Consider the following 21,700-nt stretch of genomic DNA (forward strand, 5'->3'; position numbering starts at 1 on the left):
TTTCCCTTTCTTTCGCTGTGATGGATTATTAGCTTATTTGCAAAGAAAGGTGTAAGAATGGCGAATAAAAGGCTTGAACCAATCGTTGATGAGCTTCTTGAAAAAGCAGGAAGCACGGCCGTTGTCGTTTTGGAGGATTATTTCGGGGGAAACCGTCTTGCGGGTGGAAAATACAGCATGGGGACCCATACCATTACATTATATATCGAGGAAATTAAAAAGCAGTGTCAGCAGATTTTTTCCTCGCTTGACCATTTTGAAGATTATTTTGCAGTCGTTTGCGCACATGAAATCGGCCATGCCGAAGATCGGGAGCTCGGGGAGCTTGCAGACCGTTTTGACCTTGCAGCCACCTCGCTGGAAAGAAACCAGCTTGCTCTCCGTATTGAAGAAAACGCTTGGGAATTTGCAGAAAAACTATTGGGGCATATTAATATCGCTTTTGTAAAAACCATCATATATCATTCGCTTCAGCCCTATATGGAGCTGCTTGAGGCAGAAGCCGCTGAAGCTGTGTAGACCGGCATCCAGGAGGATGGCCGGTTTTTTGCTGAATTGTCCATTCTATTATCAAAGGGTCATATTTTCCTATGCTGGCGCTTCACTTTCGTATTGATTAAATTCTATGTAAGCGTTACACTACATATAGATGTATGCAGTTTTTTTTTGCTCATCAATGCAAACGTTTGCGCATACAAACATTAATTACTTGAGGGTGTTCATATGAAAAAAATCTGGTGGAAAGAAGCAGTAGGCTATCAAATATATCCCCGCAGCTTTCAGGATTCAAATGGAGATGGAATCGGCGATCTTCAGGGAATCATTGAAAGGCTTGATTATGTAAAGGATCTTGGCATCGATGTGATCTGGATTTGTCCTGTCTATAAATCGCCGAATGATGACAACGGCTATGATATCTCCGATTATCAGGACATCATGGAGGATTTCGGAACGATGGCCGATTTCGACAGGCTGCTCGAAGAGGTCCATCAGCGGGACATGAAGCTGATCATTGATCTGGTCCTCAATCATACGAGTGATGAGCATCCATGGTTCATAGAATCACGTTCTTCCGAAACCTCGCCAAAGCGGGACTGGTACATTTGGCGGGACAGCAAACAGGGTGCTGAACCGAATAACTGGGAAAGTATTTTCGGAGGCTCTGCATGGGAATGGGATGAATTGACTCAGCAATATTTCCTCCATGTATTCTCAAGAAGGCAGCCGGACTTAAACTGGGAGAACAGCGATGTCCGCGAGGCGCTTTATGATGTTGTGAACTGGTGGCTGGAAAAAGGAATCGATGGTTTCAGGATCGATGCCATCAGCCATATCAAGAAACGCCCCGGCATGCCTGACCTGCCGAATCCGGAAAATAAGAAATATGTTTCTTCCTTTGATATGCATATGAACCAGGAAGGCATCCATGAGTTCCTTCAGGAGTTCAAGGAAAAGACGTATGCAAACTATGACAGCATGTCTGTCGGCGAAGCAAACGGCGTCACCGTGGACGAAGCAGACTTATGGGTAGGCTCTGAAAACGGAAAGATGGATATGATCTTCCAGTTTGAGCACCTTGGTCTGTGGGATGCGGAAACAAATCCTGAGCTGGATATTGTCGAGCTGAAAAAAGTGCTGACCCGCTGGCAGAAGGGCCTTGAAAAAGATGGCTGGAATGCATTATTCATTGAAAACCATGATAAGCCGCGTGTTGTATCGACATGGGGCAATGACCAGGAGTTCTGGCGGGAAAGCGCCACCTCGATGGCTGCGATGTATTTCCTAATGCAGGGGACGCCTTTTATCTACCAGGGCCAGGAGATCGGGATGACGAATGTCCAGTTCCCTTCCATTGATGATTATGACGATGTGGCCGTAAAGAATCTTTACAAGCTTAAAACAGAAGAAGGCAAGAGCCACCAGGAAATCATGGAGATCATCTGGGCCTCATCCCGTGACAACAGCCGGACACCGATGCAGTGGAACAGCACAGCCAATGCCGGCTTCAGCAGCGGCAGCCCTTGGATGAAAGTGAACAGCAATTACACAGACATCAATGTTGAAATGCAGGAAAAAGATGAAAAGTCCATCCTGTCTTTCTATAAAAAAATGATCACTTTGAAAAAGGCCAATGAAGTCTTTACCTATGGACAATATGACCTGCTGCTTGAAGATGACAAGCAGATCTATGCCTATAGACGCACATCAGAAGACGATCAGGTCATCGTCATCACCAATCTGTCCGCAAAAGAAGCCATTTTTACAAGCGATTTCGCCTTAAAACCGGAAAACCTGCTCCTAAACAACTATCCGGCAGCAGAAGCGGAAGGGAAAAGCGTTACCCTGAAGCCTTACGAAGCGCGGGTATACCGTATTGGGTGACAGGCACCTATACCACCTATAGACCAGTTTCCAAAAAACCCTTCCCAAAACGGGAAGGGTTTTTACTGTTTCATAGGTGCCTGGAACCTATTGGAAATGCTACTATAAAGGAAAAACGCTCCAGGAGGGAAAAGCAATGGCTCAGGGAAAAACGAATGCAATGAGGCTGCTGGATGCAGCAAAGATGGAGTACAGTTCTTTAGCGTATGACAGCAAGGACGGCAAGATTGACGGCGTTTCGGTTGCCGGGAAAATCGGCAGGGACCCCGAACAGGTCTATAAAACACTTGTTGCCCAAGCCGGCAAGAATGTCTATGTTTTCATCATTCCGGTTGGTGCAGAGCTCGATCTCAAAAAAGCTGCCAAAGCAGCAGGCGAGAAAAAGGTGGAAATGGTGCCGGTGAAGGATATTCAGAAGCTCACAGGCTATATCCGCGGCGGCTGTTCGCCTGTCGGCATGAAAAAGCTGTACCCCACCTTTATTGATTCACAGGGGGAGCAGCTTGAAAGCATTATCGTCAGCGGCGGGAAGATCGGCCTTCAGATTGAACTTTCGCCTGAAGGATTGAAGGAACTGATTAAAGCCGAATGGAAGGAACTTGTAAAAGAATAGCAGCACCTAAAGGCCCCTGCAGCGCATGGGGCTATTTGTTTTGTCCTCCAAAAAAGTACATCCACTAGCAGCAAATTTCTGTACATAGGCGTTCACCCATACGGCCGTCCCAGCATACAGTAAAAAGGCAGGACCATTCAGCAATCAACTGAAAAAGGATGTGTGAGTGTGGCTGGAAAAGTTATCGACTATTTTGCAGGCGGGAATACCGCAAGAGGCTTCCATAGCCTATATGAATCCAATTTTCAGGATTTATCGCGTTTATTTATACTTAAGGGCGGACCAGGTACCGGGAAATCGACACTCATGAAAAGAATCGGCTCTAAATGGCTTGATAAAGGCTTTAACATTGAGCTCATCCACAGTCCATCGGACAATGACTCTGTCAGCGGGGTGATCATCCCTGCTTTAAAGATCGGAATTGTAGATGGCACTGCGCCGCAGGTCATTGAGCCGAAAGCGCCGGGGGCCATAGAGGAGTATGTAAACCTTGGGGAAGCGTGGGACTCTGCCCAGCTGGCCACTCAGAAAGGGAAGATACTCAGGCTCAACAGCAAGATCGAAGCCTTCTATAAACAGGCTTACAGCACCTTTGCAGAGGCATTGAAGATTCATGACGACTGGGAGAAAATTTATATCGACAGCATGGATTTTGAGAAGGCAAACCAGCTTACTTCAAAGCTGACACAGGTATTTTTCGGAAAAATGACCCTGAATAAGATCTCTTCTGTGAAGCATCGGTTCTTAGGTGCTGCTACGCCAAAGGGCGCGGTCGACTGCATCCCTAATCTGACGCTTGATATTCATAAGCGGTACTTCATTAAGGGCCGGCCCGGCTCAGGCAAGTCGACTCTTTTGAAGAAGCTCTCCGCCGAGGCGGAAAAACGCGGCTTTGACATCGAGGTGTATCATTGCGGCTTTGATCCCAACAGCCTTGATATGCTGATTGTCCGCGAGCTTGGCCTCGCCATTTTCGACAGCACCGCCCCCCATGAATATTTCCCGAGCAGGGATGGGGATGAAATCATTGATATGTATGAACAGCTGATCTCCTCAGGCACCGATGAAATCTTTGCTGATGAAATCAAGGGAATCGCCGCTAAATATAAAGCGAAGATGACAGAGGCAACAGGCTATCTGGCAGATGCCAAGAAGCTGAATGATGAGCTGGAAAAGATTTATTCCGAAGCCATGGATTATTCGATTGTGGACAGCATCCGTGAAAAGATCGAGGAGAAGATCCAGAGCATTGAAACGCCCAATCCAATCTATGCCGATTAACTGAAAGCAGAAAGGGGAACGACCCATTGAATTATTATCCTTATCAAGGACAGTACTATCCTTTGCCTCAGGCAGACCTGCAGCAGCCACCGGAAAGATTTAATGTATTCCCAGGGGGCGGGGGCCAGCCAGGCATTCCATTTCCGCCAGGTTTTCCAGGAGGGACGCCATTCCCTGGCCAGCCAGGCTTTCCGGGAGGCGGAGGCCAGCCCGGGTTCCCTGGTGGAGGAGGCCAGCCTGGATTCCCAGGCGGAGGAGAAGGTCAGGGCCAGGCGGGAGGACCGCCCAGCAGCCCGCCGCCATCCTTCACCCCTGAACTCCAGACACAGTCAGCCTCTGTCTTTGCTGTCGATCCCGGCGCCATCAGAGGCTGCTTATACCGCTTCACCTATCTATGGCTGAATAATGGCAGAAGCTTCTGGTTCTATCCGACATTCGTCGGCAGGACTTCTGTAGCCGGCTGGAGGTGGAGAAGGTTCCGCTGGGAGTATTACGGCACAGATACCAGCCGGATCCGCTCCTTCCGCTGCACCTGATAAGAAATGCGCAAGCGCCTTGGTCACCTTAAGGAACGCAGACTAAGAACGCCACGTCCTGTGGCAACGTCTGCATGACCCCATCCTGGGGGCCTGTGACCTCGAGGGGGTAGGCGCAGCTGCTAGACAGTATTCAGAGTTAAAAGATATACTTTCTTATCAAATAAAAGAGACCCCTTCAGCCATCTGAAGGGGTCTTCTCTTCGTTAAAAAATAAGATGTGCTGCCAGCACGATGACCGGCAGGGTAATGATCGTCCGTTCCAGGAAAATGATGATCAGGTCTTTCAGGGAGACAGGGATCTTACTTCCAAGCAGGAGTCCGCCGACTTCTGACATATAAATCAGCTGTGTAACAGATGTACAGGCAACGATAAAGCGGGTCATCTCGCTCTCAATTCCGCTTCCGATGACAGATGGCAGGAACATATCCGCAAAGCCGACGACGAGTGTCTCTGAGGCTGCTTTCGCCTCAGGCACCTGCATAAGCTCCAGGAGAGGTATGAACGGCATGCCTGCAATCTTAAAGATTGGCGTGAATTCCGCCACAATCAGCGCTAATGTCCCGAGCGCCATAACGATCGGCGCGACACCCATCCACATATCGAGGATGTTTTTCGCACCCTGCTCAAAGAACTGCTTGATTCCGCGGTTTGTTGCCGCTTTGGCCGTTGCCTGGGCCACACCCCAGCTAAGAGGCGTATAGCCTTTTGGAATTGTTTCATCGAGCTGGGGTGCTTCCTCTGTAACATAAGTATCCGGCTTGGTGGACAACGGCGGGATTCTTGGACAAATCAGCGCAGCCACAATCCCGGCTGCAAGGACGGTCAGATAAAATGGCACAAAATAATCACCAAGCTTTACCTGGGAAATAACAACAAGGCTGAAGGTGATCGAGACAACAGAGAAGGTCGTTCCAATGACAGCCGCTTCTCTTTTTGTATAAAAGCCTTCCTCATACTGCTTGCTCGTCAAAAGGACACCGATTGTGCCGTCGCCGAGCCAGGATGCCGCACAGTCAACCGAAGAGCGGCCCGGCAGCCTGAACAGAGGCCTCATCACCTTTGTCAGGAGGGCGCCGAAAAGCTCGAGCAGCCCAAAGTTCAAAAGCAGCGGCAGGAATAATCCTGCAAATAGAAACACTGAAAATAGAACAGGGAGCAGATCAAAAAGAAGCAGCCCTCCTGTATTCTCAGACCATACCCATTCCGGACCGATCTGGTAGAAAGTCATCAATGCAAAGATGGCGCCGATCACTCTTGCGGCAAACCAGATGGCCGGTACATCGAACAGAGCAGTGAAAAACGCGCTTCTGCGAATGAAGGCGGGCTTTACAAGCTTGGCAAGCAGTGTGCCGGCAAGAGTCAATACAATGATCACGGTCATGATGGCCGGCAGATAGGCTGCCAAAAGGTCCTGGACAAGGCCCGATAAAATGGCGATGGGAATGGTCACTTCGCCTTTATAAGAAATAGGAAGCATAAATAAGCTGATACCGATCAATGAAGGAATGAGGAAGAGCATAAAACTTTTTCCTGATGCTTTTTTCCTCGCTGCAGATTCTATCAAAACATTCACCCTTAATACAATTTATATTTATAAGACAAAGGTTATTTTAATTCATCCTGTATGAATTGCCAACCCACTTCTCTTAAATTCCACGGATTACCTTGTTTTTAAACCTATTTCCCAAAGAATATATTTATAAAAAAGAGACTGACCTGAAAAGTCAGCCTCCTGTGGCAGCAGAGCGGTCTGATAGCTGCTGCTCTGCGAGCTCCCTGTATAAAGAATGTTTTTCATACAGTTCCTGGTGTGTGCCTGTCCCGGTAATGCTTCCATTTTCCAGTACGGCAATCTGATCGGCATCCACAACAGTGGAGAGCCGGTGGGCAATTACAAGGGTGGTGCGGCCCTCTATCAGATGCTCCAGCGCTTTCTGGACAAGATGCTCTGATGTGCTGTCGAGATTGGATGTGGCTTCATCAAGCAGCAGGATGCGGGGATTGCGGATCAGCGCCCGGGCAATGGCAATCCGCTGCCTTTGGCCGCCGGAAAGCTTGATGCCGCGCTCACCGACCTGTGTGTTGAAACCATCAGGCAGGGCATTGATGAATTCCGAAGCATTGGCGAGCCCGGCAGCTCTTTCAATTTCCTCATCAGGCACCTCCCGCTCCATTCCATAGGCAATATTATCGCGGATGGTGCCTGACATGATCGGGCTTTCCTGGGAAACATAGCCGATGGATGACCGCCATGAATGAAGGCGGAATGAGCTGATGTCCTGATCCCCAAGAAGGATCCGGCCTGTCTGCGGCAGGTAGAAGCGCTCCAGCAGGGCGAACAGGGTGGTCTTTCCGCCTCCGCTCGGGCCGACGATTGCTGTCGTCTTTCCGGCAGGTACAGTCAGTGATGCCCCGCCAAGGATCTCCTTCTCTTTGTAGGCGAAGCTCACCTTCTCAAAAGTGATATCCTGGCTGGGGTTGTCTACAGCCTCCGTGCCCTTATCCACTTCCTTTTCGGTGTCAAATATATGCTGGATCCTTTCTGTTGCCCCGACAGCCTTCTGGAAGGCTGTAAAGAAGGATGCCATCTGGCTGAAAGGGACGACAATCTGGAACATATAAATGATGATTGCGACGAGCGAGCCGGCCGACAGGGCGCCTGAAGCAACGCGGACGCCCCCATAGCCGATCAGGATGACGAGCACAAACATCATGATGAAGGTCATGAAGGGGGAAATGACTGCCTGGATTTTTGCTTCCCTCAGCCCGAATTGGAATAAATGGCGTATTCCCTTGTCACCGCTCTCCTGCTCTGCTTTTTCAGCATGATAGGCTTTGACGAGGCGGATATCTGCTAGGACCCTTCCAAGATTGCCGGAAAAACTGGCCATCTCATCCTGGGTTGCCCTTGAAATCTTATACATCTTCTGCCCCAGCGGCGTAATCATAGCAATGGCCAGCGGTACGGCAATGATCATCACAAGAGTCATCTTCCAGTCGATCAGGAGAAGGATGATCACAGAGCCGATGATGGAAATGATACCGGTCAGGAATGAAATTAAATGCTGTGTAATAAGGTTTTTGACAATATTCGTATCCTGAGTGACTCGGCTCATCGTTTCGCCAGACTGCTGCTGGTCAAAGAAAGGGACCGGCAGATGGAGAATCTGACCCCAAAGCTTCCTCCTGATGGACGCTACAACTGCTTCCCCGATATAGCTGAGGAAATAGTAGGAAAAGCCGGAGGAGACAGTCTGGATGAGGAAGGCACCTGCCAGAAGCAGTATGACGCTCATCTCCAAAGATGATGCGGCCAGCTGGTCGACCATTGACTTGGTGAACAGGGGGACGATCAGCCCGGCACCGGTTTCCAGGATGCTGAGAATGATGGCCGACAGCAGGATCCAGCGCGGCGGCTTTGAGTCCTTCAGCAGGCTCCAGAAAGCTTTCCAGCTTCCTTTCTTGATTGCAGGCTCCTCATTTTTCTTCATCAACATTCATTCCTTTCTGCTCAAGATACAGACCGAGTGCAGCTGCAAGCCATTCTTCCTCTTCAGGGGAGAAGGGGATATGGAAAAGGCCGCCATCATCATGATCGCCGAAATCCACGGAACTGAGTTCTTTCAGAAGCGAAGGATCATTTCCTGAGATTTCATCGACTATCTCCATCATTGCCTTTATTAAAACCTGAACTTCCCCGCTGGCAGGGTCTGAACCTGCAAGCTCCTTCAAGTCCATGGATATGGAAACCCATCTGCTTTCATATTCCCGCTGTTTCTCCTCAGGAATGGCGTAAATGGAATCTACTCTTTCCTCCGGGAGGATGCTCTTCAGCCATTCTTTCTGCTCGTCCTCCCGGTGGATAGTGTTGATGAGTGAAATGAAGACGCCCGCATCCACCTCGCCTTGATCCTCCATCACATAGAGGGCCCGGTCCAAAGCCCGGATGACCCCTTCGACTTCTTCCTTCTTCCGGATCATCTCTGCTCTTTGGAAGGCGAGAGAATCCTTTAGGCTCCATTTTTCATTCTGGAGCATCCCTTTGATCTGCTCGAGGGAATAGCCGAGGTATTTTAGTGTCACAATCCGCTGGAGCACGGTGAAATCAGGGTCGGAATAATACCGGCGCCCTGAGTCTGTTATTTCGGTTGGCTCGAGGAGGCCGATTTCATCATAATAATGGAGTGTCCTGATCGTGGTGCCGGTTTTTTTTGAAAATTGACCGATTGAGTATTTGCCAGCCATCTCTTCAACTCCCTTAATCTATCTGTCTTTATCATAAAACCTCACGCAGCGTGAGATGCAAGCTGTTATTATAAAAATTGCTTAAGTCTATTATAGCCAAGCCGCTGCCCCGGCCATAAGCAGGAAGCGGCCGCATGAAAAAAACCCGCCGGAGCGGGTTTTCGGAAGTCTTATAGAAACAGCATTCCCAATGATATGATGATACCGCTTACAAATAAAGCGAGCACGCAATAGCCCATGATATCCTTCGCCTTCAGCCCTGCAATGGCAAGGGCGGGAAGTGCCCAGAAAGGCTGGATCAGATTGGTCCAGGCATCGCCCCAGGCGACTGCCATGGCCGTTTTCGGTATTGAAACACCGAGCGTTTGTGCCGCCTCAAGCATGACCGGCGCCTGTACAGCCCACTGGCCGCCTCCTGACGGAACAAAGAAATTGACCAGGCCGGCGGAAAGGAAGGCAAAGAACGGGAAGGTGAAGTCATTGGAAATGGACACAAATGCCTCTGACATCACAGCTGCAAGACCGGAAGTCGTCATCATTCCCATGATCCCTGCATAGAACGGAAACTGGATGATAATGCCGCTGGCCCCTTTCACGGCATTGACCGTGGCGTTCAGGAACTGCTTTGGAGTCCCATGGAACAGGATGCCCAGGAACAGGAACAGGAAGTTAACGATATCAAGATTGAGCTTAAATCCGTTTGTGGCAAAATAATAGAATAAGAATACAAGTCCAAAAAGTCCGATCAGCATGGAAAGAATCTTGCTGTTCTCAAGCCGGTCTGCCGGCGTAAGGGCAGTTTGTTCAATCGCAGCGGCCGGCTGGTCCTCCTCGAGCAGGGCAGGATCGACTGCGACGGTATCCTCCCTGGACGGCATCATCATCCTGTTAACTATCGGCATAATGACGAAAATGCCTAAGATAATAGCAATATTAAAAACAGCAAAAATGGTCTGGTCTGTCGGGATGATGCCGATCAGGTCCTCTGAGAAATGCCCGGCTGTTGCAATTGTGAGCGGAATAGAACCGGAAATGCCTCCATGCCAGACGATGAAGCCTGTGTATGCGCTTGCAATCAGAAGCCGGTAATCTACATGTTCAACCTTTTTCGCCAGCTCCTTGGCAAAAAGTGCACCGATAACAAGGCCGAAGCCCCAGTTGATCAAGCTCGCGAGCATCGAGATGACGGTGACAAGTATGATGGCCTGCCCCGGTGATTTGGCCAGACCTGCCAATGAGCCAAGCCCTTTCTTAAAAATCCGGCTGCTTGCCAGCACATGGCCGGTCACCAGCACGAGCACCATCTGCATCGAGAAGGTCAGAAGCCCCCAGAACCCGCCTCCCCAGAATTGGACCATCTGGTACGGGCTGCTGTCTGTAAAGATGAGCCCCAGGCCGAAAACGGCGAAGGTCAGGATCACGACAAACAGGAATGGATCCGGCAGATAGCGCTGCATGATCCGGTTAAAAAGTGAAACGACAGATTTCATATAAATTCCCCCTTAAAAAAACAATACCTATATAGTTTCTGTAATATTCTAATTTTTCCTCCTTTTACTCCCTGATCTTCTTTTTCACAAAGGAGGCAGATTGTGAATACACTGGATAGTCATATGCCTATGAACAGGAGTGGTGAGCATGTATCCAGTCTATCCTTATTACGGAAAAAAAGAGGAATGCAAAGAAAAGCCGCTGTCTTTCCCGCCGCAGCATCAGGATGTACAGCCCGGCCTGGAATATAAGATGGTGCCAAGACCGATTTCGGAGGACCCGGACTATCGGGGTTCAGGAAAACTGAAAGGGAAGGTGGCCATCATCACCGGCGGCGACAGCGGGATTGGCCGTGCGGCGGCCTATGCGTTTGTAAAGGAAGGCGCCAAAGTCGTCATCGTCTACCTGAATGAGCATCAGGATGCCCGGGAAACACAGGAAAGGATCCGGGAGCTTGGCGGGGAAAGTCTTTTTATCGCCGGCGATATGAGGAGAGAAAACTTTTCCCAGGAAATTGTCGAACAATCGCTTCGCCAATTCGGCAGGATTGATATCCTCGTCAATAACCACGGCGTCCAATTTGTACAGAAAAGCATTCTCGATATCACAAGGGAACAGCTCTTCGACACCTTTGAAACCAATATTTTCGCGTTTTTTTACTTAACAAAGGCCGTTCTTCCCCATATGAAGGCAGGGGGCTCCATCATCAATACAGCATCCGTTACGGCCTACGAAGGCCATAAAGACCTGATTGATTATTCCTCGACAAAAGGCGCGATTGTAACCTTTACAAGGTCCTTATCATTGTCGCTTGAGAAAAAGGGAATACGGGTGAATGCCATAGCTCCCGGCCCTATCTGGACACCGCTCATCCCGGCCAGCTTCTCAGCAAAGAAGGTATCAGAATTCGGCACGGATACGCCGATGAAAAGGGCCGGCCAGCCGTTTGAGCTGGCGCCTGGCTATGTTTACCTTGCCTCCGATGATTCCCGCTATATGAGCGGGCAGGTGCTGCACATCAACGGCGGGACGATGGTTAGTTCATAAGAAAAGCTGCCGGGCTGGCTGGCCCGGTTTTTATATGGATAAATCTTGCTGAAACACCGGGAACCTTATATTATTTTAATAGTCTGACAAAAAAGGGGAGATCATTTATGAATATAACTTTAGCCGCGGCAGATGCTTCAAAAAAGGAAATAGTCCGGAACCTGTACAGCTTCTACCTGTATGACCTGTCTCAATATTCACCCTCCCTTATTCCGAATGGACAAGGTACATTTGAGTTTGACTCGTTCGATGCCATTTGGGATACACCGGGCATTTCGGTTCATCTCATTAAACACGGGGAAGAGATTGCCGGCTTCCTGCTGTTTTTGGAAAAACCATTCCTGAAAAAGGCCGATTACTGCATCAATGATATGTTCCTTTTCCATCCCTTCAGGGGAAAAGGGATTGCGGAGGAGGCTCTCGATGTATTGTTTCAGAAGCATAAAGGGACTTACTATGTTGAGCAGCTTGCAGAAAACAAGAGAGCGGTAAGCTTCTGGAAGAAGGTATTCAGCACGAATGGGTTTCCTTATGAGGAAAGGGAAAAAATAGATGACGGGGATCTGTGCCTTGGCCAGTTTTTCACAGTCGGAGCCTAAACCGGGAAGGTTTGGGCCGGCTTCCTGAAGAATACACTATTAGAGAACTCTTTCATGCAAATGCATAAAATATATTTGAATAGGCCGTATCTTTTCTTTCTCCCTGATCCGTTTAAGGGGCAGAGATGTGTAAAAGGAGTGAGCAGCGATGGTGATGAAGCAGGAAAAGTCAGACCGGGTCCAGGGATTGGCGGAGAAGGCGGATGAGGTGTATCCCGCCCTTCAGCGCTATAGCCGATTCCTGACGCAGAACAGCTGGGATGGTGACGACCTGGCCCAGGAGGCTTTCCTCCGTGCCGCCAGCAGCTATGAGCCTGAGCGGGTCAGTCAGGCGCTTTTGAAGAAAATTGCCTATAACTGCTGGGTGGATGTGGCGCGCAAACGGAAAAAGGAGCAGCTGGAGGAGGCGCCGGAGCCTATCCGGAATGAAGAGAAACAATACGTCAGCAGTGAAGCTGTCGATAAGCTGATGGAATGCCTGACCTTGAAGCAGGCAGTCATTTATGCTCTTAAGGAGGGGTTTCAATATACCTCAAAGGAAATCGCCGGACTGTTGCAGACAACCGAATTTGCCGTAAAGTCGGCCTTAAGCCGGGCGCGCAGACAGCTGCAGACAGATGCTGACACAGGCAGTCCTGACACGGGGAGTGAAGAAGCTGCTGCTGTTGCCAGGCTGCTGGCCAGGTCCCTCCAGGAAGAAGATCCAGGCTGTCTTCTAAGGGCGCTCCCCATGCTGCCGTCCCTGAAAAGCCTTTCTGTCCACGCTGAGCCAAATCCCTGTCAGCATAGGCAGACTCCTCCGCAATGCACACTCTCTATCGCGGCGTAGACCGCAGAAAGGGAGGAATGGATATGACGGCAATACCTTATGTAATCGAACAGTCGAGCAGGGGCGAGCGCTCCTATGATATCTATTCGCGGCTTCTGAAGGACAGGATCATCATGATCGGAGAAGAGATCAATGATCATGTGGCAAACAGCGTAATTGCCCAGCTGCTGTTTCTTGCTGCTGACGCACCTGACAAGGATATATCCCTATACATCAACAGTCCGGGCGGCTCCACTACAGCCGGCTTTGCGATCTATGACACTATGCAATACATCAAGCCTGATGTCAGGACAATCTGCACGGGGATGGCGGCCTCCTTCGGTGCCATGCTCCTGCTCGCCGGCACGAAAGGTAAGCGCTGCAGCCTGCCGAACAGCGAAATCATGATCCATCAGCCGCTCGGCGGGGCCAGGGGGCAGGCGACTGAAATTGAAATATCCGCGAAACGCATTTTGAAGCTCCGGGAGCATATCAACAAAATCATTTCCGAAAAAACCGGCCAGCCTGTTGAAAAAGTAGCCAGGGATACAGACCGCGACTATTTCATGAGTGCCGAGGAAGCAAAGGAATACGGGATTATTGATCATATCATTTTTCATAGCTGATAGCGGTAAGGCAGCCTTTTTAGGAGGGCTGCCTTTTTTGGGGAAATGAATCTTAAATCATGTTGGGAAATTCACATTAAGTTCTGGAAACGAATGAAAATATGGTAATATTTAGGGTGGTAAAGGGGGCGGATCATGACTAAGAAATCTTTGAAATGGGGGATTGGAGCGATAGCGCTATTGGCTATATTGCTATCTTTCGATAAATGGAAACTGTATAAAGAAGAAAAGCCTCCATTCCTGAAATAGTGTCAGAAGGCAAGGAAGCTCAAGCAGTTTTGTTTGATTATTCATGGAACGGGACGGACACTTCCAAAGTATTGAATAAAGCTAATCTATCAGACTCCCTGGAAAGCATTGAGGCATTGCCGGTCGGCCCATTTGCAGATCTTGCTGTCTCTTTTCCGGAGAAACCTGATCTAATATCCATTTCCGCCTGGGAGCCGCGGCTTGAAGAAGAAATCTATAAACAGGTTGGATCTGTCTTTCATTTTACAAACCGTCCCGGAACTGTGACTCTTGTGATTAAGGCTGAGTGGAATAAAGGCAAGGCAACGTATTTAACCAGAGTCAAAACCGAAAAGATTGTCTCTTACCAGGAACTTCTGGCCCCTGATAAAGAGGTTCAAACCGTCATTGGATTTGCTGTCAGCAATTCATCATCTCTTAAATTTGCCAATAAAAAACCAGGCGATCGATTTGCCTCTGGATACATATCTGGAGAATTGGATTATTTACAAAAAGCTTATCCCGAACTGGAACTGAACGAGCTTCCCTCCTATTTTGTTTTTAAGCAGGAGAAGATTGTTTATCGTACAACTGACATGCAGGAGCTGAAATCTTATATATCAAAGCACTAGGGGAAAATAATTTTGATACCAAAAAAACTCCCGCTTAAATACGGGAGTTTCGCTGTTTATTTTTTGGTCCTTGGCGCAGGCGGTTCCTTGCTCAATGATTTGAGGAGCGAAATGCACATAAAGACAAGGATGACAGTAAATGGCAGGGCTGCGACAAGCGAGGCAGTCTGCAGTCCCTCAAGCCCGCTGCTGAGCAGGAGGACGGCCGCAATCGCACCGATCAGGATGCCCCAGACGATGCGCACACCGAGGGGAGGCATCAGTGACCCCTTGGAGGTCATGCTGCCGAGAATATAGGTTGCCGAATCTGCTGAGGTAATAAGAAACGTGAAAATCAGCAGAATCGATAATAATGAGACAATAAAGGTAAACGGCAATTCACCATATGTTGTAAACAGAGCACTGGTAACATCCGCATTGACTGCTTCAGCTATGCTTGTTCCCTGGAACAGGTCAAAATGCAGGGCGGTCCCGCCAAACACGGCTGTCCATAAAAGGGCGATGAGCGGCGGTATGATCAGCACGCCGACGACAAATTCCCTGATGGTCCTCCCCCTTGATACCCGTGCAATGAACGCGCCGACAAACGGGGACCAGGCGATCGCCCATGCCCAATAGAAAATCGTCCAGTCACGCACCCATGTACCGCCTTTATAAGGTGTAAGGCGCAGGCTCCAGTTAATGAAATTGGTAATATAATCGCCGATGCCCTGTGTGAACGTATTCAGGATGAAAACAGTCGGTCCGGCAATGAATACAAAGAGCATGATGATCAGAGCAAGGGAAAGGTTAAGATTGCTCAAATACTTGATTCCTTTATCCAATCCTGTAGTAGAAGACAAGAGGAAAAGGGCTGTCAATACAACGATAATGATAATCTGCACCCAAGCACTGTTAGTGATCCCGAAGGCAGCATTCAATCCGCCGTTAATCTGCAGGATCCCAAGCCCGAGTGATGTGGCTACACCCAGGACAGTGGCAATGACAGCCAGGATATCAATGAATTTCCGGAGGCCTGTCCGCTCCTTTTTTGTACTGATGATCGGCTTGAGCGTAGTGGAAACAAGTCCGTCCTGCTTTTTGCGGAACTGGAAATAGCCGACTGCGAGTCCGACAATCGTGAAGACGGACCATTGGCTGACGCCCCAATGGAAGAAAGAGTAGCCCATGGCAGTTCTTGCTGCTTCAGGCGTGAGTCCTTCCATATCAGCGATGGGAGGCGAAAAATAATGGCTCATCGGCTCGGCGATTCCCCAGAAGACAAGGCCGATGCCAAATCCGGCGCTGAAGAGCATGCCGATCCATGTGAAAAAGGAATATTCGGGTCTTTCATCATTCCCGCCAAGCCGGATGCGGCCATATTTGCTGATGGCCAGGAATAGGCAGAAAAATACAAAGAGGAGTACCGATAGCAGGTAGAACCAGCCAAAGGCGTATGTAGTGAAATCGAAGGCTTTCTGTGCGGCCCCTGAAAAAATGTCAGGCAGGAAGACGCCTGTGAGGACAAGCAGAAGGATCACTGAAGCAGAGACCCAAAATACACTGTTTAATGACTTATCTTGCTGTTCATTCATAGAATACCCCCTGTTTTTTCTCTATATTTAACCTTAACATGTATAAAAGACTGGAGAAAACGCCATCAATAGCTGAAAATGGCAATATCCAAGAATATATGGCGGGAAAGCCGGGATTTTGCCGCCTTGAGAGTGCCTCATGTAGATATATACCCTAATAAGCAAGTTAGCAACCTATTTAGCAAAAAATCTGAATATATAGGAGCTGGATGAGATGTATCTCAAACCTTTGGAAGAAAAATTCACCCTGCACAGGAATGCTGAGCAGGCAGAGCCGATGAGAAAATATATGAAAGGCAACTTCCCGTTCCTGGGAATAAGGACGCCGGAGCGCAGGAAGCTTACGAAGGGGTTTTTTGCAGAAACTCAGATCTTGAAGGAGCCTTTTCAGCATGAGTTTGTGTCAGAGCTATGGAAGAAGGAAGAAAGGGAATATCAATATGCAGCCTGTGACTATATCCTCAGCTCCTTGAAGAAGCTTGTAAAAGACGACATGCTATTTATGGAGAGATTGATTACAGAAAAGTCCTGGTGGGATACTGTTGATACATTGGCTGCCCACCCTGTCGGCCGAATTGCCTCCGATCATCCTGAAACCATTGAGGATACAGTGAAGGATTGGGCCTATGGCAGCCATCTATGGCTGAGAAGGACAAGCATCATCTTTCAGCTCCGGTACAAGCAAAATACAAGTGAAGGCATCCTGTATGAATTCATCAGCCAGAATGCCGGCAGCAAGGAATTTTTTATCCAAAAGGCAATCGGATGGGCCTTGAGGGAGTACAGCAAGACAAACCCTGAGTCAGTCAGAAGCTTTATCAGCAGTTCTTCGCTCGCACCCTTGAGCATCCGTGAGGGTAGCAAATATTTAAAGTAAGAGGGAAAAACTGATAGAATGCTACATAGATTGAAAAAACAATTAGTAGGTGAAGAAATCATGGTGAAATGCATCGCGATTGATATGGACGGGACACTGCTGACCGCAACCCAGCAGATTACAGAAGAAAACAGAAAAGCGATCCAGAAGGCGCAGGCTGAAGGGGTGGAGGTTGTCATCGCCACAGGACGATCCTATTTTGAAGCGAACTTCGTCCTGGAAGAAGCCGGGATACACACCCCGATGATCTGCGTCAATGGGGCCGAAGTGAGGTCCATCGATAAAGAAGTAATAGCCAGCAATCCGCTTGACAAGTCGACGGCAAGGACAGCCGGCATGGCGCTCCTGCAAAATGGCGTTTATTTTGAAGTGTACACAAACAAAGGCACTTACACGATTGATGCCGATAAAGGCGTCTCTATCATCGTCGACATCTTCATGAGCGGAAACCCTGAAGCTGATGTGGATGAAGTCATGAAGGCGGCAGAGGAAAGGTTCACAAAAGGGCTTGTCCAAAAGGTGGACAGCTACGATATCCTTTTTGATGATACAGAGCATCAAATTTATAAGCTCCTTGCCTTCTCATTCGACGCTGAAAGGCTGGCAGCGGCAAAGGAAGCCCTTGTGCCGCTTGAGGACGAAGGGCTCGTCATCAGCTCTTCCGGTGAGGAAAACCTGGAGCTGACTAGCAAACAAGCGCAAAAGGGCGTTGCGCTTGAAGCCTTCCTTGAAAAAAGCGGGACAGGCATCCAGGATGCAATGGCAATAGGCGATAACTATAACGATCTTTCTATGTTCAAACGGGTGGGCAGGTCTGTCGCCATGGGCAATGCAGACGAAATCATCAAGGCACAGTGCGACTTTGTGACGCTGACTAATGAAGAAAGCGGAGTGGCAAAAGCAATCCTGGATGCCCTTAAGGCATAGGGAAATGACGGCACGAACCGGCCTGTTTTTTGGGCGTTTTGAAACCTTTAACTGAAAGGCGGAGATACTGTGAAAAAATCAGCCCTATTCATGCTGCTCGGTTTGCTGGCAACGGCGGGCTGTTCGGCAGAAGACAAATCGAATGAGACAGAGCCGAGGCCGCAGGAAAGCGAGGAGGCGGCTTCAGCCGTGCCGGAGGCAGAAGAGTTCGCGGCCGATCTGAAGACCCCGTGGTCGATTGACCAGGCAGGAAGCACTTTTTATATGACTGAAAGGACAGGGAGCATTGTAAAAGCAGAAGAAGGCAGCCGGCAGAGGCAGGAGGTCCGCCTGAAAAAGAAACTCTCACAGGCTTCAGAGGCCGGCCTGCTCGGCTTTGTCCTTTCCCCGGATTTTGAAAGCTCTGGAGAAGCCTTTGCGTATTATACGTATGAAGAAGGATCCGTACAGCAGAACCGGATCGTCGTCCTGAAGCAGACGGAGGATGCCTGGGAGGAAACAAGGCTGCTGCTGGATGGGATACCGAGCGGGCAATACCATCATGGGGGCCGCCTGAAAATCGGCCCTGACGGCAAGCTTTATGCTACCGCAGGCGACGCGGCAGCCGATCCGGAAATCGCCCAGGATCTGGATTCCCTCGGCGGAAAAATCCTCCGGATGAATCTGGATGGAACGGTTCCCGACGATAATCCATTTGCCGGATCTTATGTATACAGCTATGGCCACCGCAATCCGCAGGGCCTTGCCTGGGCTGAAGACGGCACCCTTTATGCCTCTGAGCACGGACCATCCGCCAATGATGAGATCAACCGGATCGTGGCCGGGAAAAACTACGGCTGGCCGGTCATCCAGGGCAAGCAAGAGAAGGAAGGCATGGAAACGCCGCTCTTCACCTCAGGGGAAGACAATACCTGGGCTCCATCCGGCATTGCCATCAAGGACGGCAAGCTATATGCGGCTGCGCTGAGGGGTACTGCAGTACTTGAATTCAACCTGGAGTCAGGAGAGCAAAAGGAACTCATCACCGGTGCCGGAAGGATCAGGGATGTGCTGCTCTCCGGTAATGTCCTGTATTTCGCCAGCAATAATACAGATGGCCGCGGCAACCCGGGGCCAAACGATGATAAGCTGTATAAAATCCGGCTTTCAGAATAGAAAAGAGGCAGGCTCAGAGAGCCATGCCTCTTTTTGACATAATGAGCGTTCGAGCCATATCTCTTAAATTAATACCTGACTCATATCCCTCAAAAAGGTATAATGTTCTCTGTACCAGCAAATCTTTTAAACGGGGTGCAGAATATGGCTGATTTTAAATCAACTGTCATTATAAGAAGACCAGTAGCAGAAGTTTTCCAGTACGCCACCAACCCGGACAACGCGCCTGAAATTATGCCGAATGTCGTCAAGATGGAAAAGGCAACGGACGGTCCGATCGGGCCATCCACGAAATTCATTGAAACAAGGATGATCAGGGGCAAGAAGGTCAAGGCTGAAATTGAATATACACAATTTGAACAGGACAGGTCCTATACAGCAAAAAGCAATTCCAATGGGCTGGTTGTCACGTATGATTATACATTCACGGAAATTGATGAAGGCACGCAGGTGGAGCTCGAAGCCAATATCCACACATCCGGCTTCATCATGTCCCTGACAAAGCCAATGCTCGTAAAGATTATAAAAAAAGAAGATGGCAGGCAGCTGTCCTATCTGAAGCAGATGCTGCAGGGGGATGAAGAGTAAAAAAAAGAGCCCGGGGGCTCTTTTTTTATTGGAACTTATAAGTCCAGAACCGTTCATTCTGGATCCAGGCTGTAGCCTGCGGGTCCTTATTTTTCAGCTTTTCCTCCGTTTGGGCAGCCATCAGCTGTGTCTGGGAAAGATGCGCTTTAATGGCAGCAAGCTTCTGGTCGACAACGGCGCTGACATCATTGAGAATATCCGCTTCGCCAAGTTCATCGACGCAGTTATTGGAAAATGCGACACAATGCAGCTTCGGCCGGTCCTGCTCAGGCAGGCGCTCAAGTGCCCTTACAACAGCTGCCCCTGTTGCATCATGGTCCGGGTGAACCGAATATCCCGGATAAAAGGAAATGACCAGTGACGGATTCACTTCTTCCACAATGGAAAAAAGGTGGTCGGTGAGCAATTTTTCATCCTCAAATTCAATGGTTTTGTCGCGATAGCCGAGCATCCGCAAATCCTGGATCCCCAGGACGCGGGCAGCCTCCTTCAATTCTTTGCGGCGAATCAGCGGCAGACTCTCCCTCGTTGCAAAAGGAGGGTTACCCAGATTGCGCCCCATCTGGCCAAGCGTCAGGCATGCATATGTAACAGGGGTCCCGCTGTTAACATGGGAAGCAATCGTGCCTGACACGCCAAACGCTTCATCATCCGGGTGCGGGAAAATGACGAGTACATGTCTTTCCTTATCCATTAGCTATTTCTCCTTTCACTTTTATTCAAACGGAGTCTCGCTGATCTGCAGCGCTACAGCAAGCTTTCCGCTGTTATCATGGCCAGCCATCAGCAGGCGGCCGATTTCATCCACTTCAAAGTGGGTGATGCCCTCCGCATACACCCAGCCGAATTCCATTTTCAAACCGACTCTGAACGGGCCGTCTCCGGTAATCTTTCCGAGCTCATATTTGAGGGATGCGTTTCGGATATAGGCTCCGGCAGAGAAAAAAGACTCATCAAAATGGGATGCGTATGCCCCATTTGTGGTTTCGAGGTGAACAAAAACGTTCTTTCCGGCAAGCCGGCTAATCTCTTTTTGCACATCTTCTTTTACGACAGGCTTCATAAATATATGCCTCCTTTCAGCACAATGCTGCTGTTCCTTGAATGAGATTATTTTACTAAAAAAGGAATGGAAAAGCGAAATCGGCGCTTCCACATTCCTTTTAAGCAGCGGCAGTGTTTCCTCCGCTATCAGATTTTCCGGCCCTCGGCTTTTTCGATTGAGCCATTGCTGCGATATGCACCATGCATCGTAGGACCCACATACACGTTCAGGCGGAACCCATGGCGGATTGCTTCCGTAATGAAGGATTTCGCGGTCTCGACAGCTTCTGTCACGCTATGGCCCTTCGCAAGCCCTGCAGTTACTGCAGAAGAATAGGTGCAGCCTGCCCCATGCGTATAAACAGTATCAATCAGCTCGTTTTCAAACAAAAGGAAATCTTTTCCGTCATATAGGAGGTCAGCCGCTTTTTCATGCTTCAGCTTGCTGCCGCCTTTGATCAATACATACTTCGCACCCATGTCATGAATTTTCGCAGCCGCTTCCTTCATATCATCGATGGTGCGGATCGGCCCGGTCTGTGCCAGCTGCCATGCTTCAAACAGGTTCGGCGTTACCACTGTTGCCCGCGGAAGAAGAAGCTCCCTCATCGCGTCAGTGGTCTCCGGGTTCAATACTTCATCTTCGCCCTTGCAGACCATTACAGGGTCAATGACCGTGTTGTTCAATTTATTTTCATCCATCACCATTGCCGCCAGCTCAATGATTTCCACCGTTCCGAGCATGCCGGTCTTCATGGCATCGATGCCGACAGACAGGATGGTTTCAAGCTGCGCCTTCAGCGTTTCGATTGGCAGCGGATGTACATGATGATGCCATTGGTCTTTCGGATCCATCGTTACAATCGTTGTCAGTGCAGTCATCCCGTACACACCGAGTTCCTGGAATGTTTTCAGGTCCGCCTGGATGCCCGCTCCTCCGCTCGTATCCGATCCAGCAATCGTAAGTACTTTCTTCATAGTCATGTCATGCGCCTCCCATTATTGTTCTAATTATGATTATAACAATATTATATCTCAGTACA

At 49.2% G+C, this 21,700-nt stretch carries 22 protein-coding genes; 14 read left to right on the forward strand and 8 right to left on the reverse strand.

Going from position 1 to position 21,700, the window contains the following annotated elements:
- Positions 1–57 precede the first annotated feature (57 nt).
- From Q9R36_RS13040 to Q9R36_RS13060, 5 genes are all read left to right on the forward strand, one after another.
- Positions 58–519: a hypothetical protein gene (locus Q9R36_RS13040; RefSeq protein WP_257992770.1), complete on the forward strand. Its 462-nt coding sequence runs from the start codon at positions 58–60 to the stop codon at positions 517–519.
- Between the two features lie 204 nt (positions 520–723).
- Positions 724–2,382, forward strand: coding sequence for a glycoside hydrolase family 13 protein (locus tag Q9R36_RS13045; RefSeq protein ID WP_311225286.1), 1,659 nt, complete (start codon positions 724–726; stop codon positions 2,380–2,382).
- A gap of 136 nt (positions 2,383–2,518) precedes the next feature.
- Positions 2,519–2,995, forward strand: coding sequence for a Cys-tRNA(Pro) deacylase (gene ybaK / locus Q9R36_RS13050; RefSeq protein ID WP_311225287.1), 477 nt, complete (start codon positions 2,519–2,521; stop codon positions 2,993–2,995).
- 168 nt (positions 2,996–3,163) lie between these two features.
- Entirely contained in the window at positions 3,164–4,276 is a 1,113-nt protein-coding gene (locus tag Q9R36_RS13055) for a PRK06851 family protein (protein WP_311225288.1), read from the forward strand.
- A gap of 26 nt (positions 4,277–4,302) precedes the next feature.
- On the forward strand, positions 4,303–4,812 hold the full coding sequence (locus Q9R36_RS13060) for a hypothetical protein (protein ID WP_257992766.1): 510 nt from the start codon (positions 4,303–4,305) through the stop codon (positions 4,810–4,812).
- A 206-nt stretch (positions 4,813–5,018) separates the two neighbouring features.
- Here the strand turns inward: Q9R36_RS13060 and Q9R36_RS13065 are convergent, their stop codons facing one another.
- From Q9R36_RS13065 to Q9R36_RS13080, 4 genes are all read right to left on the reverse strand, one after another.
- Positions 5,019–6,335, reverse strand: a complete 1,317-nt coding sequence (locus Q9R36_RS13065; RefSeq protein WP_257992840.1) for a YjiH family protein — start codon at positions 6,333–6,335, stop codon at positions 5,019–5,021.
- Between the two features lie 205 nt (positions 6,336–6,540).
- Entirely contained in the window at positions 6,541–8,307 is a 1,767-nt protein-coding gene (locus tag Q9R36_RS13070) for an ABC transporter ATP-binding protein (protein WP_311225289.1), read from the reverse strand.
- Positions 8,294–9,061 (reverse strand): MerR family transcriptional regulator, encoded by a 768-nt coding sequence (locus Q9R36_RS13075; RefSeq protein WP_311225290.1) that lies wholly within the window; start codon positions 9,059–9,061, stop codon positions 8,294–8,296. The genes Q9R36_RS13070 and Q9R36_RS13075 overlap by 14 nt, the downstream gene beginning before the upstream one ends.
- Before the next feature lie 170 nt (positions 9,062–9,231).
- The gene (locus Q9R36_RS13080) at positions 9,232–10,551 is read right to left on the reverse strand and encodes a short-chain fatty acid transporter (RefSeq protein WP_311225291.1); all 1,320 of its coding nucleotides are present in this window, start codon (positions 10,549–10,551) and stop codon (positions 9,232–9,234) included.
- Between the two features lie 148 nt (positions 10,552–10,699).
- On the opposite strand from Q9R36_RS13080, the gene Q9R36_RS13085 reads away from it, so the two are divergent.
- The 5 genes from Q9R36_RS13085 (at position 10,700) to Q9R36_RS13105 (ending at position 14,492) form a co-directional block, all read left to right on the forward strand.
- A complete protein-coding gene (locus tag Q9R36_RS13085; protein ID WP_224901910.1) occupies positions 10,700–11,599 on the forward strand; it encodes an SDR family oxidoreductase in 900 nt (299 codons plus the stop codon).
- 107 nt (positions 11,600–11,706) lie between these two features.
- Entirely contained in the window at positions 11,707–12,198 is a 492-nt protein-coding gene (locus Q9R36_RS13090) for a GNAT family N-acetyltransferase (RefSeq protein ID WP_311225292.1), read from the forward strand.
- Positions 12,199–12,346: 148 nt separating this feature from the next.
- Positions 12,347–13,027, forward strand: coding sequence for a sigma-70 family RNA polymerase sigma factor (locus tag Q9R36_RS13095; protein ID WP_311225293.1), 681 nt, complete (start codon positions 12,347–12,349; stop codon positions 13,025–13,027).
- 23 nt (positions 13,028–13,050) lie between these two features.
- On the forward strand, positions 13,051–13,632 hold the full coding sequence (gene clpP / locus Q9R36_RS13100) for an ATP-dependent Clp endopeptidase proteolytic subunit ClpP (protein WP_224901920.1): 582 nt from the start codon (positions 13,051–13,053) through the stop codon (positions 13,630–13,632).
- 278 nt (positions 13,633–13,910) lie between these two features.
- Complete coding sequence (locus Q9R36_RS13105) at positions 13,911–14,492, forward strand: hypothetical protein (protein ID WP_311225294.1); 582 nt, start codon at positions 13,911–13,913, stop codon at positions 14,490–14,492.
- A gap of 56 nt (positions 14,493–14,548) precedes the next feature.
- Here the strand turns inward: Q9R36_RS13105 and Q9R36_RS13110 are convergent, their stop codons facing one another.
- Positions 14,549–16,066, reverse strand: coding sequence for a BCCT family transporter (locus tag Q9R36_RS13110; protein WP_101548842.1), 1,518 nt, complete (start codon positions 16,064–16,066; stop codon positions 14,549–14,551).
- A 214-nt stretch (positions 16,067–16,280) separates the two neighbouring features.
- On the opposite strand from Q9R36_RS13110, the gene Q9R36_RS13115 reads away from it, so the two are divergent.
- From Q9R36_RS13115 to Q9R36_RS13130, 4 genes are all read left to right on the forward strand, one after another.
- On the forward strand, positions 16,281–16,943 hold the full coding sequence (locus Q9R36_RS13115; protein WP_224948782.1) for a DNA alkylation repair protein: 663 nt from the start codon (positions 16,281–16,283) through the stop codon (positions 16,941–16,943).
- 60 nt (positions 16,944–17,003) lie between these two features.
- Positions 17,004–17,870 carry a Cof-type HAD-IIB family hydrolase gene (locus tag Q9R36_RS13120; protein WP_022544525.1) on the forward strand — a complete coding sequence of 289 codons (867 nt, stop codon included), beginning with the start codon at positions 17,004–17,006 and terminating at the stop codon, positions 17,868–17,870.
- Between the two features lie 69 nt (positions 17,871–17,939).
- The gene (locus Q9R36_RS13125; RefSeq protein WP_311225295.1) at positions 17,940–19,025 is read left to right on the forward strand and encodes a PQQ-dependent sugar dehydrogenase; all 1,086 of its coding nucleotides are present in this window, start codon (positions 17,940–17,942) and stop codon (positions 19,023–19,025) included.
- 144 nt (positions 19,026–19,169) lie between these two features.
- Positions 19,170–19,613 (forward strand): SRPBCC family protein, encoded by a 444-nt coding sequence (locus tag Q9R36_RS13130; RefSeq protein WP_022544524.1) that lies wholly within the window; start codon positions 19,170–19,172, stop codon positions 19,611–19,613.
- Between the two features lie 25 nt (positions 19,614–19,638).
- Here the strand turns inward: Q9R36_RS13130 and bshB2 are convergent, their stop codons facing one another.
- From bshB2 to pdxK, 3 genes are all read right to left on the reverse strand, one after another.
- Complete coding sequence (gene bshB2, locus Q9R36_RS13135; protein WP_009794356.1) at positions 19,639–20,307, reverse strand: bacillithiol biosynthesis deacetylase BshB2; 669 nt, start codon at positions 20,305–20,307, stop codon at positions 19,639–19,641.
- Positions 20,308–20,328: 21 nt separating this feature from the next.
- Positions 20,329–20,676, reverse strand: coding sequence for a YojF family protein (locus Q9R36_RS13140; RefSeq protein WP_022544523.1), 348 nt, complete (start codon positions 20,674–20,676; stop codon positions 20,329–20,331).
- A gap of 128 nt (positions 20,677–20,804) precedes the next feature.
- Positions 20,805–21,641, reverse strand: a complete 837-nt coding sequence (gene pdxK, locus Q9R36_RS13145) for a pyridoxine/pyridoxal/pyridoxamine kinase (RefSeq protein ID WP_311225296.1) — start codon at positions 21,639–21,641, stop codon at positions 20,805–20,807.
- Positions 21,642–21,700 lie beyond the last annotated feature (59 nt).

The sequence above is a fragment of the Bacillus sp. AG4(2022) genome (assembly GCF_031844465.1).
Classification (GTDB): Bacteria; Bacillota; Bacilli; order Bacillales; family Cytobacillaceae; genus Bacillus_AB; species Bacillus_AB infantis.

Coding starts and splice junctions, on each gene's coding strand:
- Q9R36_RS13065 (WP_257992840.1), bottom strand. CDS start 6,335: ATGCTCTTCCTCATTCCTTCATTGATCGGTATCAGCTTATTTATGCTT.
- Q9R36_RS13110 (WP_101548842.1), bottom strand. CDS start 16,066: ATGAATGAACAGCAAGATAAGTCATTAAACAGTGTATTTTGGGTCTCT.
- Q9R36_RS13095 (WP_311225293.1), top strand. CDS start 12,347: ATGGTGATGAAGCAGGAAAAGTCAGACCGGGTCCAGGGATTGGCGGAG.
- Q9R36_RS13080 (WP_311225291.1), bottom strand. CDS start 10,551: ATGAAATCTGTCGTTTCACTTTTTAACCGGATCATGCAGCGCTATCTG.
- Q9R36_RS13075 (WP_311225290.1), bottom strand. CDS start 9,061: ATGGCTGGCAAATACTCAATCGGTCAATTTTCAAAAAAAACCGGCACC.
- Q9R36_RS13140 (WP_022544523.1), bottom strand. CDS start 20,676: ATGAAGCCTGTCGTAAAAGAAGATGTGCAAAAAGAGATTAGCCGGCTT.
- Q9R36_RS13090 (WP_311225292.1), top strand. CDS start 11,707: ATGAATATAACTTTAGCCGCGGCAGATGCTTCAAAAAAGGAAATAGTC.
- Q9R36_RS13045 (WP_311225286.1), top strand. CDS start 724: ATGAAAAAAATCTGGTGGAAAGAAGCAGTAGGCTATCAAATATATCCC.
- ybaK (WP_311225287.1), top strand. CDS start 2,519: ATGGCTCAGGGAAAAACGAATGCAATGAGGCTGCTGGATGCAGCAAAG.
- Q9R36_RS13115 (WP_224948782.1), top strand. CDS start 16,281: ATGTATCTCAAACCTTTGGAAGAAAAATTCACCCTGCACAGGAATGCT.
- Q9R36_RS13070 (WP_311225289.1), bottom strand. CDS start 8,307: ATGAAGAAAAATGAGGAGCCTGCAATCAAGAAAGGAAGCTGGAAAGCT.
- Q9R36_RS13040 (WP_257992770.1), top strand. CDS start 58: ATGGCGAATAAAAGGCTTGAACCAATCGTTGATGAGCTTCTTGAAAAA.
- bshB2 (WP_009794356.1), bottom strand. CDS start 20,307: ATGGATAAGGAAAGACATGTACTCGTCATTTTCCCGCACCCGGATGAT.
- Q9R36_RS13085 (WP_224901910.1), top strand. CDS start 10,700: ATGTATCCAGTCTATCCTTATTACGGAAAAAAAGAGGAATGCAAAGAA.
- pdxK (WP_311225296.1), bottom strand. CDS start 21,641: ATGACTATGAAGAAAGTACTTACGATTGCTGGATCGGATACGAGCGGA.
- Q9R36_RS13120 (WP_022544525.1), top strand. CDS start 17,004: ATGGTGAAATGCATCGCGATTGATATGGACGGGACACTGCTGACCGCA.
- Q9R36_RS13130 (WP_022544524.1), top strand. CDS start 19,170: ATGGCTGATTTTAAATCAACTGTCATTATAAGAAGACCAGTAGCAGAA.
- clpP (WP_224901920.1), top strand. CDS start 13,051: ATGACGGCAATACCTTATGTAATCGAACAGTCGAGCAGGGGCGAGCGC.